General features: G+C 50.5%; 11 protein-coding genes and 2 tRNA genes. 5 read left to right on the forward strand and 8 right to left on the reverse strand.

All coding sequences use genetic code 11. The annotated features are described in order from the left end of the window. Positions 1-42 precede the first annotated feature (42 nt). Positions 43-1,533: an altronate dehydratase family protein gene (locus tag DWY95_RS10015; RefSeq protein ID WP_118553412.1), complete on the reverse strand. Its 1,491-nt coding sequence runs from the start codon at positions 1,531-1,533 to the stop codon at positions 43-45. A gap of 49 nt (positions 1,534-1,582) precedes the next feature. Next, on the reverse strand, positions 1,583-3,097 hold the full coding sequence (locus DWY95_RS10020; RefSeq protein ID WP_118553413.1) for a tagaturonate reductase: 1,515 nt from the start codon (positions 3,095-3,097) through the stop codon (positions 1,583-1,585). Positions 3,098-3,420: 323 nt separating this feature from the next. On the opposite strand from DWY95_RS10020, the gene uxaC reads away from it, so the two are divergent. Together uxaC and DWY95_RS10030 are read left to right on the forward strand one after the other, a co-directional pair. Further along, entirely contained in the window at positions 3,421-4,854 is a 1,434-nt protein-coding gene (gene uxaC, locus DWY95_RS10025; protein WP_118553414.1) for a glucuronate isomerase, read from the forward strand. Between the two features lie 273 nt (positions 4,855-5,127). Then, a tRNA-Val gene (locus tag DWY95_RS10030) sits at positions 5,128-5,203 on the forward strand. A gap of 410 nt (positions 5,204-5,613) precedes the next feature. Here the strand turns inward: DWY95_RS10030 and DWY95_RS16885 are convergent. Then, on the reverse strand, positions 5,614-6,003 hold the full coding sequence (locus DWY95_RS16885) for a hypothetical protein (protein ID WP_147365966.1): 390 nt from the start codon (positions 6,001-6,003) through the stop codon (positions 5,614-5,616). An 87-nt stretch (positions 6,004-6,090) separates the two neighbouring features. Between DWY95_RS16885 and DWY95_RS10040 the strand changes: the two genes are divergently transcribed. The 3 genes from DWY95_RS10040 to DWY95_RS10050 all read left to right on the forward strand — a co-directional run bounded on the left by DWY95_RS10040 (position 6,091) and on the right by DWY95_RS10050 (position 9,436). Beyond that, positions 6,091-7,572, forward strand: coding sequence for a recombinase family protein (locus DWY95_RS10040; RefSeq protein WP_118553415.1), 1,482 nt, complete (start codon positions 6,091-6,093; stop codon positions 7,570-7,572). Positions 7,573-7,876: 304 nt separating this feature from the next. Further along, positions 7,877-8,494: a Type 1 glutamine amidotransferase-like domain-containing protein gene (locus DWY95_RS10045; RefSeq protein ID WP_005930833.1), complete on the forward strand. Its 618-nt coding sequence runs from the start codon at positions 7,877-7,879 to the stop codon at positions 8,492-8,494. A 177-nt stretch (positions 8,495-8,671) separates the two neighbouring features. Continuing rightward, the gene (locus DWY95_RS10050) at positions 8,672-9,436 is read left to right on the forward strand and encodes a nucleoside phosphorylase (RefSeq protein WP_118553416.1); all 765 of its coding nucleotides are present in this window, start codon (positions 8,672-8,674) and stop codon (positions 9,434-9,436) included. A 228-nt stretch (positions 9,437-9,664) separates the two neighbouring features. On the opposite strand, the gene DWY95_RS17085 is transcribed toward DWY95_RS10050, so the two are convergent. The 5 genes from DWY95_RS17085 to DWY95_RS10070 all read right to left on the reverse strand — a co-directional run bounded on the left by DWY95_RS17085 (position 9,665) and on the right by DWY95_RS10070 (position 12,784). After that, a tRNA-OTHER gene (locus tag DWY95_RS17085) sits at positions 9,665-9,796 on the reverse strand. Positions 9,797-9,800: 4 nt separating this feature from the next. Next, positions 9,801-10,256, reverse strand: a complete 456-nt coding sequence (locus DWY95_RS10055; protein WP_118553417.1) for a hypothetical protein — start codon at positions 10,254-10,256, stop codon at positions 9,801-9,803. A 6-nt stretch (positions 10,257-10,262) separates the two neighbouring features. Then, the gene (locus DWY95_RS10060) at positions 10,263-11,135 is read right to left on the reverse strand and encodes a DUF3990 domain-containing protein (RefSeq protein WP_118553418.1); all 873 of its coding nucleotides are present in this window, start codon (positions 11,133-11,135) and stop codon (positions 10,263-10,265) included. Positions 11,136-11,335: 200 nt separating this feature from the next. Continuing rightward, complete coding sequence (locus DWY95_RS10065; RefSeq protein ID WP_118553419.1) at positions 11,336-11,881, reverse strand: hypothetical protein; 546 nt, start codon at positions 11,879-11,881, stop codon at positions 11,336-11,338. A gap of 27 nt (positions 11,882-11,908) precedes the next feature. After that, positions 11,909-12,784 carry a DUF6731 family protein gene (locus DWY95_RS10070; protein ID WP_118553420.1) on the reverse strand — a complete coding sequence of 292 codons (876 nt, stop codon included), beginning with the start codon at positions 12,782-12,784 and terminating at the stop codon, positions 11,909-11,911. Positions 12,785-13,105 lie beyond the last annotated feature (321 nt).

Raw genomic sequence — 13,105 nt, forward strand, 5'->3', positions numbered from 1 at the left:
AGGCCGCCGTGCGCAAAACAAACGCACAGCAGCCTTTTGTATTTATAACACGACGCCGTCCTTAAAGATGGAGATCTCGCGGAAGCCGTGCTTCTCGGCCTTGGTCTGCTCGCCGCTTGCAACGCGGATGACCAGATCCAGCAGGCCCTGTGCGGTCTCGTCGATGGTCTTTTCGCCGTCTGCGATGACACCGGTGTTGTAGTCGATCCAGCCCGACTTCTTCTCTGCCAGCGGAGTGTTGGTGGAGATCTTCAGGGTGGGAGCCGGAGCCGAGAACGGCGTGCCGCGGCCGGTGGAGAACAGGATCAGGTGGGCACCTGCGGCCGTCATGGCCGTGGCAGACACCAGATCGTTGCCGGGGCCGTAGAGCATGTTCAGGCCCTTGGTGACCACCGGGTCGCCGTAGCCGATCACGTCCATGATGGGGGCCGTGCCGCCCTTCTGGACGCAGCCGCAGCTCTTGTCTTCCAGCGTGGTGATGCCGCCCTGCTTGTTGCCCGGAGAGGGGTTGTCGTAGACGACCTCATTGTGGCTGATGAAGTACTCCTTGAAGCCGTTGATCATCTTCTCCGCCTTGACGAAGACGTCGTGGTTGATGCAGCGGTCCATCAGGAAGCCCTCGGCACCGAACATTTCCGGCACCTCGGTCAGGACGGTGGAACCGCCGCGCTGGCCCAGCATATCGGAGAAGCGGCCGATGGTGGGGTTGGCGGTGATGCCGGACAGGCCGTCCGAACCGCCGCACTTCATGCCCACGACCAGCTCGCTCACCGGGATGGGCTCGCGCTGGAACTGACCGGCGTAAGCCGCCAGCTCCTTCAGGATGCTGCGGGCGGCGGCGAACTCGTCGTCCACGTCCTGGCAGGTCAGGAACTTGACGCGGTCGTGGTCATACTCGCCCAGCTCTTCGACGAACTGGTCGTGCTGCAGGTTCTCGCAGCCCAGATGGAGCACGAGGACCGCAGCGGCGTTCGGGTGGCGGACCAGCGCAGCCAGCAGCTTGCGGGTCTGGGCATGGTCGTGGCCGGTCTGGCTGCAGCCAAACGGATGGGTGAAGGTGTACAGACCCTCGATGCTGCCGGTGACGAGGTCCTGGTTATCGGCGACCATCTTCTTGGCGATGTCGTTGACACAGCCGACGGTGGGGATGATCCAGATCTCGTTGCGGATGGCAGCGCGGCCGTCCTTGCGGCGGAAGCCCATAAAGGTCTCCGGGGCCGTCTTGGGCAGCGGAGCCAGATCCGGTGCGGGGTTGTAGCTGTACTCCACCTCACCGGACAGGTTGGTGTGAACGTTGTGGGTGTGCATCCAGGTGCCCGGCTCGGCATCTGCAGTGGCATGGCCGATGGGGAAGCCGTACTTGATGACGTTCTCGCCGTTCCGGATGGGCTTCACGGCCATCTTATGGCCCTGCGGGATGTCTTCCAGCGCGGTGACGGACAGGCCGTCCACCTCCACCAGCGTGCCCTTGGCGATGGGGTGCAGCGCGACCACAACATTGTCGATGGGGCTGATATGAATTGCCTGCGGCATAATAACTCTCCTTATAGGCCTTCCCCCTTGGGGGAAGTTTTCCTTCAGCTTACAGGCAGCTCTTGTAAGCAGCCTCGGCACCCTGGGTGCGGATCAGCTCCAGATCTGCCAGAACAGCGGCCTCCAGACCCTCGATCTTGGTCAGGTCCTGATCCCACATCTGGGTGTTGGTCAGGACTGCATGCACCAGCTCAGCAGCGGTATCGTCCTTGTGTGCAAAGTAGAAGTCCAGCGCCCATGCGTCATCCTGGATCTTATAGGTGTTGCCGGCCGGGCGCTTGCAGATCAGACCGTCTGCGGTGCGCTCCTGGATGTCGTTGGAGTAGAAGGCGATGTAAGCGGCCAGGCTCATGGTCAGGCACTTGGGCAGCTGCTTCTGCTCCTCGATGTAGCTCAGGAAGGACGGCATGTTGCGGGCCTTCCACTTGGAGGTGGAGTTCAGGGAGATGCTCATCAGCTCGTGGTTGATGAACGGGTTGTTGAAGCGGTCCTGCACAGCGGATGCGAAGTCTTCCAGATCCTTCTTGTCCAGCGGCAGGGTGGGAATGACTTCCTCGTGCAGCATCTTGTTCATGAAGCCGCGGATGGTGTCGTTGTGCATGCAGTCACGCACGATGTCAAAGCCAGCCAGGTATGCGCCCAGGACGAAGCCGGTGTGGGCACCGTTCAGGATGCGGACCTTGCGCTTCTTGTACGGGGTGACATCGGGCACGACCATGACGTTGACGCCGGCCTTCTTGAACGGGAGCTTGTCCTCCAGACCTGCGGGGCCCTCGATGACCCAGACGCCGAAGACTTCGCCGACGTCCAGAACGGTATCGTGGTAGCCGTTGGCCTCTTCCAGAGCAGCCAGCTCCTTCTGGTCACGGATACGGCCCGGAACGATGCGGTCCACCAGAGTGGAGCAGAAGGTGTTGGCCTCGTTCATCCAGTCGATGAACTCTGCTTCCAGATTCCAGTCCTTGGCGTAGTTGTTGCAGCACTTCTTCAGCTCTTTGCCGTTGTTGTCGATCAGCTCGCAGCTCAGGATGACCAGGCCCTTGTCGGCAGCGCCCTGGAACGCCTTGTAGCGCTCATACAGCACACGGGTCAGCTTTGCGGGGAAGCTGTTGGGGGGCACCTGGTCGAATGCGCTGTCGCCCTGGGTGTAGGCGATGCCAGCCTCAGTGGTGTTGGATACAACAGTCTCCAGATCTGCCGAGCGGGCCAGAGCCAGCACTTCGTCCCACTTGTTGTCCACATAGGGGCAGACGCAGTCGGACACGCAGGAGATCACACGCTTGGCATCGACCTTCTGGCCCTTCTCACTGCCGCGCAGATACAGGGTGTACAGACCCTCCTGCTCGTTGATCCAGTCGGCCATCTGGGGGAAGTTGCCGATGGGCTGCACCAGCTTGACTTTGCCGTTGTAGCCTGCTTTTTCGTTCGCGATATCATAGAAGTAATCCACGAATGCGCGCAGGAAGTTGCCCTCGCCGAACTGCATGACCTTGACCGGTGCATCCTTCAGGATGTAGCCGTGATAGCCCGTCTGCTCAAGAACCTTGTAATTCAAAGTTTCCATGTCTGTGTTCTCCTTTTAAGTTTGCTTTGCGGTTGCTTTGCTTCGCCTGAGAGGGCCGTGTGCCCTCCCCTTCTCTTCTCTATTTTATGCTGTTGTATACAAATAAGTCAAGTACTTTTTGCTAGATTTTTGCCCAAAAACAGGTCATTTTTATAATTTCCAGCGGTTTTCACAAGGAAAAGTCTTAAAATTTGGCAGTTTTTCAGTTGTATACATCGGCATTTTTCGGTATACTAAAAGCAGGCGCAGCTTGCCCGCACAGGCAGGCGCAAACCCGACTGTTTTATCTATCCGATGAACGAATCAGAAAAGGAGTTCGACCCATGAAAGCATTTATGGATAAGGAATTCATGCTCCAGTCTGCCACGGCTCAGCATCTGTATCACGACTATGCAGAGGATATGCCCATCTGCGACTATCACTGCCACATCCCGCCCCGCGAGATCTATGAGAACCGCCGCTTCGACAACATCGCTCAGGTCTGGCTGGGCGGCCGCAACCCGGACGGCAGCTACTTCGGCGACCACTACAAGTGGCGCGTGATGCGCTCCAACGGTGTGCCGGAAGAGTACATCACCGGGGACAAGCCCGACCGCGAGCGCTTCCAGAAGTTCGCAGAAGCTCTGCCCATGGCCATCGGCAACCCGATGTACCACTGGACCAACCTGGAGCTGCACCACTTCTTCGGCTATGAGGGCGTCCTGAACGGCGACACCGCTGAGGAAGTCTGGAATCTGTGCAACGACAAGCTGCAGCACGACCCCAAGCTGACCGTCCGCGGCCTGATCGAGCAGTCCAACGTCGCTTTCATCGGCACCACCGATGACCCCATCGACGATCTGGAGTGGCACAAGAAGATCAAGGAAGACCCCACCATCAAGTTCACCGTGGCTCCTTCCTTCCGCCCCGACAAGGCCCTCAACATCCAGAAGCCCGGCTTCGTCGAGTACATGGGCAAGCTGGCTGAGGTCGTCGGCAAGGAGAAGCTGGCCTGCATCGACTGCGTCTGCGATGCTCTGACCAAGCGCATCGAGTTCTTCGTCGAGATGGGCTGCCGCGCTACCGACCACGGCCTGGACTATGTGCCTTATCGTGAGGCCACCAAGGAAGAGGTCAACGCCATCTACCAGAAGGCCATGGCCGGCGAGGCTGTGACTGCGGAAGAGGTTGAGAAGTATCAGACCTACATCCTGATCCACCTGGGCAAGCAGTATCACCGCCTGAACGTTGCCATGCAGATCCACTACAACTGCCTGCGCGGCGTCAACCGCAAGATGAACAGCCTGCTGGGCCCCGACACCGGTTTCGACATGATCAACACTGCCACCTGCGGCGGCGAGATCGCAAGCCTGCTGAGCGCTCTGAACGACACCGACGAGTGCCCCAAGACCATCATCTACAGCCTGAACCCCGGCGATGACGCCCAGATCGGCACCATTCTGGGCTGCTTCCAGAACAGCGAGGTTCCGGGCAAGATCCAGCACGGTTCCGCCTGGTGGTTCAACGACCACAAGATCGGCATGGAAGAGCAGATGACCCGTCTGGCCAGCCTGGGCCTGCTGGGCAACTTCGTCGGTATGCTGACCGACAGCCGCAGCTTCCTGAGCTACACCCGCCACGACTACTTCCGCCGCATCCTGTGCAACATCATCGGCCAGTGGGTCGAAGATGGCGAGTATCCCAACGACGAGAAGGCTCTGGAGAAGATCGTCAAGGGCATCTGCTTCGACAACGCAAAGCGTTACTTCGCCCTGTAAGCCTCTCCCCGCCTGATCTCTCATTTCCGTTTTCCGCCCGGCCGGAGCGCTGCCCGTACAGCCTCCGGCCGGGCTTTTTTTGCGCAGTCCCTCAGCACGTTTGGCAAAACGGCTCCCCTGCCGCCCTGCGTCGGCCAAGTTCCACGCCAGGCCGCAGAAATTTCGGCACCTCCCGCCCTGCCGCAAAAAAGTTTGCAGAAAATTTCAAAAAAGACTTGCTTTTTTGCGGAGAATATGATAACATAATCAAGCCGATTGCGGCACAGCCAATCTGGACGGTTAGCTCAGCTGGTAGAGCATCTGCTTGACGTGCAGGAGGTCACAGGTTCGAGTCCTGTACCGTCCACCATACAGTTCGTACTCGAACCCGATTCTCTATGAGAAAGGGTTCGGGTACGTTTTTTGTTTACAGGAAGTTCTGAGAAGGCACTACTCGGAACAGTGGACAGGAACGAGTAAAGGCAGGGTATCACTATGATAGTGGTATCCTGCCTTTTGCTTTGCGGAATCAAGTTCGCTTTGTGCGAACTTGGTCGTCCCCCTATATGGCACGTTTGGGGGTAGTCGCTGCGTACGTGCGTACCGGGAGCCTGTACACCTCTGACAAGGTGTAACACACTAGACTTTGTGCCAAAGTCTGTGTGCCAAGGGGCCAAGCCCCTTAGAATCCCTGCGGAGCGTGTACGCACGTACGCAGAAAAATGGCAAAATTTCACTATATCGGGGTGTTCTTTCATTGGAGAGTATGATATACTCGGCTTAGTTCAACAACTCGGAATTTGAAAGGAGAAAACTCATGTATCCGTTAATATCTGTTTTTATTATAGTAGTTGGTGCGCTACTATTGGTTTTTGCAAATAAAATTATAAAAAATAACAAGGTTAATCGAATTGGCATTAAAGTGGTTGGCGGTATTCTAATTATAGTTGGTTTACTTCTGCTGTATTTTTTATTATCAGGAAAATTGACATTGCCATTATCTAAGTAAGTGAAATTCCAGTTTGCTGTACTCGTTCCTAGCAGGGTTTGGGGCAGGCACGCCCCAACAAGAAGCTGTCCCAAAGGGGCAAGAATTTTCAAGAATAGATAATTTGCGGCCACGGGACGGTTCTTGCTCTCACCTTTTTCGCTGCGTTTCGCAATTTTCACATTTCAATCTGCTCGCAGATTGTTAACAAGCTGCGCTTGACCCGATACTATAAAGGCAAGTCGAATACACGCCAAGGAGGTGCAACCATGACCGCTGTGATCTACGCTCGCTATTCCAGCGACAACCAGCGCGAAGCGTCCATTGAAGGACAGCTGCGCGACTGCAAGGACTACGCCGAGAAGAACGGAATCACCGTGGTCGGCACCTACATTGACCGTGCCTACTCTGCCAAAACGGATGACCGCCCAGACTTCCAGAGGATGATCAAGGACAGCGCAAAGAAAATCTTCGATGTGGTTCTGGTCTGGAAACTCGACCGCTTTGCCCGGAACCGCTACGATGCCGTGAACTACAAGTACCAGCTGGAGAAGAACGGTGTCCATCTGGTGTCTGCCATGGAACCCATCTCGCAGGGGCCTGAAGGCATTATGGTGGAGAGTATGCTGATTGGCATGGCAGAATACTATTCCGCCGAACTCGCCCTGAAAGTGGCGCGCGGTGAGCGCGAAAACGCCCTCCAGTGCAAGTACAACGGCGGTATCGTTCCGCTGGGCTTCACCATTCGCAAGGAGGACCGACTGTACCATATCGACCCGGAAACGGCGCCCATTGTGCAGGAGATCTTTACCCGGTACGCCAACGGCGAGCCTGCCGAGAAAATCGCAGCCTCCCTGAATGAGCGAGGGCTGCGCACCCGCACCGGCAAGCCCTTTGTCAAGAACAGCTTCTTCCAGATTTTCCGGAACCGCCGTTACATCGGCGAATACCGATATAAGGACATCGTGACACCGGGCGGCATTCCGGCTATTGTTGACCAGGATTTGTTCGACCGGGTGCAGCAGCGTTTCGAGCAGAACAAGATTGCCCACGGTCGCCCCGCAAAAGAGGATGTGAGCTATCTGCTGACCACCAAGCTGTTCTGCGGCAAGTGCGGCACCCTGATGGGCGGCGAAAGCGGCACAAGCCACATGGGAAACACCTACTATTACTACAAGTGCGGCAAAGCCAAACGCCACGGCAAGGCGCACTGCGATCTGAAAGCCATCCGCAAAGAGCCGTTGGAACGGTTCGTGGTGGAGACTGCCATCAAGGTGATTTTCAGCGATGAAATCATCGAACGGCTGATAGATTTAATTATGGAAGCCCAGCAGCAGGAGAACACCCGGCTGCCTGTCCTGAAAGACCAGCTCCGGGATACAGAGAAGCGGCTGGCAAATCTTCTGGAAGCCATTGAACAGGGCATCCTGACCCCGACCACCAAGCAGCGGCTGGACGAACTGGAAGCCCGGAAAGAAGCCCTGAACACCAGCATTTTGGAAGAAGAGCTGAAAAAGCCCGTCCTGACCCGCGAATGGATGCGGTTCTGGTTTGAAAAATTCCGCAAGGGTGACGTGGGCAGTACGGAGCACCAGCGGCAGATCATTGATACCTTTGTCAACTCGGTCTACGTCTTTGATGACCGGGTCGTACTCAATTTCAACTTCATGGATGATGCCAAAACCATCTCCCGTGAAGAGGTTTTGGGTTCGAGTGCTGTGGAGAATGCTCCACCAAACGAAAGCCTCTAACGAAAGTTAGGGGCTTTTTTGTTGCGTCTGCCGCTGTCTCATGTCAGAGCAGGACGGTACAGGACTTGAACAGGGCGGCTCTGACGACGCCAGTCGGCAGAGTAAGCAATCAGCCCGTTGGGCTGTTGCTTAGCCCGCGGTTCCTGGACCCGTAGGAATGTCTACCAAAAAAGCACGGCCTGCCGGAGTATCTTCCCCCGCCAGTGCAGGCCTGAGCGATGGCACCCTGCCTTTTGCTATTTTTCACAGAGTATGATATACTCGGCTTAGTTCAACAAATCGGAGTTTGACGAGGTAAAAGAATATGAATGGAAAACATCTATTTCTTACATCTGCAGGGTTGACCGATAAGATGAAAGAGAAATTCTTTGATATTATTGGAAAGTGTCCGAAGGATGTGAAAGTGCTTTATATTCCAACAGCTGGCATTGAAACAGATGGTGCAAGAGAGTCGCTTGCAATATGTTTTCATGAACTCTTTCTAATGGGAATTCAGTACGAAAATATATTAGTGTACAATCTGGAATTAATTCTTTCAAAAGACTATCAAAGAACCTATTCTTCGTATGTTACAACCCCGTTTATGCTTACAAGGCTATTAACTTTTGAAGAATTAAACCAATTTGATGCTGTTTTTGTCAGTGGTGGTGATGTATCTGTGCTTTGTCGTGAAATGTCTAGAACTGGTTTTGATAGAATACTTAATAATGCAATTAAAAACGGACTTATATATGTCGGAATCAGTGCAGGAAGTATGTATGCGGCGGGAAATTTAACAGATGGATTACATATTATTGACAATCCTATTATCCCCCATTGGAATGGTTCTGAAACAACAGTATTACCGAACGGCAAAGATGAGATTAAGCTTGCTGATGGAAAAGCTGTTTATGTAGAGGATAATTACATGAGTGTAATATGATGCACATGTAGGATTAGTCAAATTCCAGTTTGCCGTACTCGTTCCCAGCAGGGTTTGCCCCCCACGCCCCAACAAGAAGCTGTCCCAAGGGGCAGAAAATTTTCAAGAATTGAAAATTTGTGGCCACGGGACGGTTCTTGTCCTCTACGTTTTCCTGAAAGGATTGAAAGAGCCAAGATGATTCAAAAACACGAACTGCCTATTTTAGAGTACGATTCCAACTCGGAAGAAGTCATAAGGCCAAATCATGGTGCAGAACAGCTGAAACTTCCCGAAAAATGCGTCTATGCCTTTCTTGGAGACGCGGTTGATGATTATGCTTTCGAGGCAGAAGCCACCGTTGCTGAAACTTTTGAAACCATAACCCGGAACTATCCTGTTTACATCGTAAAGCAGGATGGCATGAAATTTTGCCTTTGCGCTGCCCCGCTGGGCGCACCTGCGGCAGCACAACTGATGGACTTCCTCATCTCCTGCGGTTGTAAGAAAATCATTTCGACTGGTTCTTGCGGTGTTCTGACCGATTTGGCCGAAAACGAATTTCTCATTCCGGTAAAGGCGTTACGAGACGAGGGAACCTCTTATCATTATCTTCCGGCATCCCGCTATATAGAGCTTAACAAAAATATCCGGGATGCCATCGAGCATACTCTTCTTGTGCAGAACATTCCGTTCCAGGAGTGTGTTACATGGACAACGGACGGTTTTTTTCGAGAAACACGAGATATGGTAGAATATCGCAAATCCGAGGGCTGTTCCACAGTTGAAATGGAGTGTGCCGCATTGGCTGCCTGTGCCCAGAAACGTGGTGCCGTCTTTGGCCAGATTCTCTACACTGCCGACTCTCTTGCGAATATTTATGCGCATGATGAGAGAGATTGGGGAAAGGGTTCTTTGCGGAAAGCGCTGGAACTCTGTATTGCTGTGCTGCAAACGATTTGAAGGTTCGGCTGCCGTGGACGGTACAGGACTCGAAAGCACGGCCTGCCGGAGTATCTTCCCCCGCCAGTGCAAGTCCGAACGGTCGTACAACAACAAAGGCAGGGTATCACCATGATGGTGGTATCCTGCCTTTTACTATTGTATCGGATTGCTCGCGCGCCCTGTTCTCGTCCTGTGCCTCTCCCCCCACAAACAAAAAATCCCCAGACAAATGTCTGAGGATTTTTGTGGTGGAGAATTAGGGACTCGAACCCCAGACCCCCTGCGTGTGATGCATGATGACTTTTTATTTTTTAGAACGTCAATTCGTTAAATAGGTTCGATTTGCTACAGATCTGCTACAAACAGCAGTTTTTACCCGGCACTAAATCTGCTGTTCTGGTTTTCTCGATTTTTGTTTTTTAGATTGTTTCTTTTGTTGGTGCAGTTCTTTCAAATCTTCAATTGCCAGCTCTGGAGCCATGGTGTGGAACATCAGATAGTTTGTGTTCATGGTCTTCGCCGGAGCCTGCGCATAAATCTCCCTGCTGGGTTCGTTGGTCAGAATATGCCAATAACGGTAAAGGTAGCCTGTCCAATACATTACTTCTCTATCATACCGGGCATTGCCCTTTTGCGTCTGAGGGCACTCGTCTGCAAATTCCTCCAGAAGATATTCTTCTCCCGCCCACTGCATCCGGTTGTACTCTGAATCAAGATCACGGGCAACCTTAGAGCGCATGAACCGCTTCATGAAATCCTCGCTGTCATAGCCCGCTTGCAAAGAAAGCTCAAACAAGCGGCCCTGAATATCGCATAGTTTCAATTGAATCAGATCCATAACGATTCACCTTCTCTGCTTTGCACCATCAAGGATTTCATCAAAAAAGCTGCCTTCTCTACGATATTCTTTGCAGATTTGGTTTGCAAATGCAATGCCATTGCTACGGTTCTGCTCGCTGGCCTTCTTCAGTGCCTGCCGTTCCATCCAAAGCAATTGGACTTCACGCTCAATCTTGACCTCATCACAGGCTTTCTGCGTAATAGCAACATACTGACGTCCAAGTTTCAGAGCAGATAGACTTTTCACCAATGCCGTATCGGTAATCGTTCCTTCAAAAAAGCTATCCAGAACATAGAACATTCTATCATTTGCAATGCTGCCAATCACCATGTCGTAGCCTTTATCCAGCTCCTGATACTTCTGGAAGAACTTCGTTCCTCGTGCGGCTTCCATTCTACCACGATGATATGCTACCAGCATAGCCCATTCAATATCAGCCGGAACATCCAAAGTTTTTAAGCTATGAAGATCAACCGATAAAATATAAAAAACAGATTGCTCATAGTCACAAATCAGCGTAAGCGGCTGGAGCGGATCAGTTCCCATATAAAATCCAGCTCCGAAGTCACAGTGGTCACGACTGGCTGGTTTGATTTTCCCCTGAATGCCTGATTTGGAGCCATGGTATAAAACCATTTTATCCGGATGCATAGCAGAGATTTCTGTAGCATCTCCGATAATAGCATCGTGTATAATTTCAGCCAACGTGATATGATTTTCTTCGCAAATCGCAAGCATTTTCTCCTGTGCAAGACGATTCGGCGTAGATTTTTCATTTTCCCAGCGGTTTACGGTTGCAAAGGACACTCCGATTTCATCCGCCAATTTCGACTGGCTCCATTGTAAAGCTGAACGAATCTCAAAGACTGTGTTCATCGGACACCTCCCGCAAGTATAACATTTGTCATCAATTTTATTGTAGCAAACGTTATATCATACGTCAAGTATTTCCGGCTCGCATTCTTTAATACAATCGGAAAAGTATAGTGATAATTCAAAGAATAAAGCGGTCCTATATTTTATAGATAGTAATATCCATCGCCTACCTTACTGTCTTTGTCATAATATCACAACAGCTATTCTTGTTCCTTTGATTGTTTTCCTATTCTATATTCTCCCTTTGGTACTCCAGACTTTTTCTTAGTTCCATATTTTTCAGACTCTGGTCCATAATCAATGATGAACAACAATTGCTTACATGTTCTAACCGTACTAATCAAATAAAACCCGATGATACCCATATAAGGATAGAACCCGATTGCTAAAACAGCTTGTTCTTCTCCTGTGTTTGTCCCGATAATGATACTCACTATAATTAAAACAAGCCCTGCAACCAAATTTTCTTTATATCGATATTGCAATTCTTTTTTTGCATCTGTCGAATTTATCTTTTTCATCAGCGGTGTATTGCTCAGGCTAACTAAAATTGATACTGATGCGAGAATAAATCCAGAGCATGCAGTTGCGCTTGTTATAATGGCATTTAGTAGGAATTCAAGCCTGTCAATTTTTATATTCTGCCAGCGATATAGTATTCCGAAAGTTACTGAAACAGCACCTGCCATTAGAAAGCGCCTGATTATCCCCCAGAGAAGTGGATGGTCTTGCAATTTTTTACCCATTCACCTCATCTCCTTACCTATATAACGTTATTTTTCATCTTTTATAATTTCACTTTTCAGATTAAAGTACAATCTTTCATGCGTAATGGGATTAGACATTGAATAGTTGAATGGTAAAACATATTTTGCTACATTACTTAGCAAATCAATCGTTTCTACTTCGCAGTCTTCTTTATCCTCAATCACGACATCTAATTTTCTAATACCGGAATACCCTAGAGCTTCCTTTATAAACGAAACTGCCTCTTGAGCATCTAATGTATTGTTCTTTCCTCTGGAAACCCTTAATTCCACCCGACAAAATTGGCTTCTAGCCTTTCTTGTAGCATTCAAAAAATCTTTCATTAGAGATTCCTTCGGCAGTTCGTCAAACGGATTTATTTCTGCTGACATTATAACTTTTCTATAATTTGCTTCCTCTGTCAAGCGCAGCAAACCTGCTTTTGCTTCTTTTACGGCTAATATAACTACGGTATCTTTGGGCGAAAGTTCCGTTAGATATGCTTCCATATTGCGAATACTTATTCCAAATCGGTTTCTTTGCATGTATAACGTATGCGTTGCTGGAGCATATGCCAGTGTAGTCGATTCTGCCGTAACTTCATCATTTCCCAATTTAATCAGCTCATATGTTCCATCATCATGTAAAATTCCCGGTAATATTTTTTCCCGAATACGAAGCACACGTAGTTCCCAGAGATTATCTTCATCATGATATTTACAAACATGAAAAATATAGCTATCTCCGTCGATAATCTTCTTTGTATCCATCGGTTCTGCTCTTGCAATTTGCTTTAACATATCTTCCAAATCATAGGTTTGGATTTCCGACTGTGTACTATAACTAGTATACGTCGGCTCCAGATGATCAAAACGAACGGACTTCTTCTTAAATTCAGGCATCTTGCATTTTCCTCCTGCACCCATTTTTTCAGAAAGATGCCCCCTACCACTTTTGGAAGGACTTTTCAGATCATGGTTGTAGCCCACCATTATTTTGTGTTTGTATGCTACCACAACCGATGTCCAATAAGTTGTATCTATAGGTCATCTTCCCATTTTTTAAGCATCTTTCACCTATTACACAAATCCCCCTAAACCTCTTCTGCGCAAAATTCCTTTGTACAATTTTTTCCTTATTTGCTCTGTGCGCTTTAATTAGGAGGCATCTACTCTCCTTTACATTGTACCGTCTTTTTTGCTGCAATGCAAGATATGTTCATA

It is taken from the genome of Faecalibacterium sp. AF28-13AC, from assembly GCF_003478405.1.
GTDB lineage: Bacteria > Bacillota > Clostridia > Oscillospirales > Ruminococcaceae > Faecalibacterium > Faecalibacterium prausnitzii_E.

Bases quoted from the DNA above. Each gene is read 5' to 3' on its own strand.
- DWY95_RS10020 (WP_118553413.1), bottom strand. From the start codon at position 3,097: ATGGAAACTTTGAATTACAAGGTTCTTGAGCAGACGGGCTATCACGGC.
- DWY95_RS10065 (WP_118553419.1), bottom strand. From the start codon at position 11,881: ATGGGTAAAAAATTGCAAGACCATCCACTTCTCTGGGGGATAATCAGG.
- DWY95_RS10040 (WP_118553415.1), top strand. From the start codon at position 6,091: ATGACCGCTGTGATCTACGCTCGCTATTCCAGCGACAACCAGCGCGAA.
- DWY95_RS10070 (WP_118553420.1), bottom strand. From the start codon at position 12,784: ATGCCTGAATTTAAGAAGAAGTCCGTTCGTTTTGATCATCTGGAGCCG.
- DWY95_RS10055 (WP_118553417.1), bottom strand. From the start codon at position 10,256: ATGGATCTGATTCAATTGAAACTATGCGATATTCAGGGCCGCTTGTTT.
- DWY95_RS10045 (WP_005930833.1), top strand. From the start codon at position 7,877: ATGAATGGAAAACATCTATTTCTTACATCTGCAGGGTTGACCGATAAG.
- DWY95_RS10015 (WP_118553412.1), bottom strand. From the start codon at position 1,533: ATGCCGCAGGCAATTCATATCAGCCCCATCGACAATGTTGTGGTCGCG.
- uxaC (WP_118553414.1), top strand. From the start codon at position 3,421: ATGAAAGCATTTATGGATAAGGAATTCATGCTCCAGTCTGCCACGGCT.
- DWY95_RS10060 (WP_118553418.1), bottom strand. From the start codon at position 11,135: ATGAACACAGTCTTTGAGATTCGTTCAGCTTTACAATGGAGCCAGTCG.
- DWY95_RS10050 (WP_118553416.1), top strand. From the start codon at position 8,672: ATGATTCAAAAACACGAACTGCCTATTTTAGAGTACGATTCCAACTCG.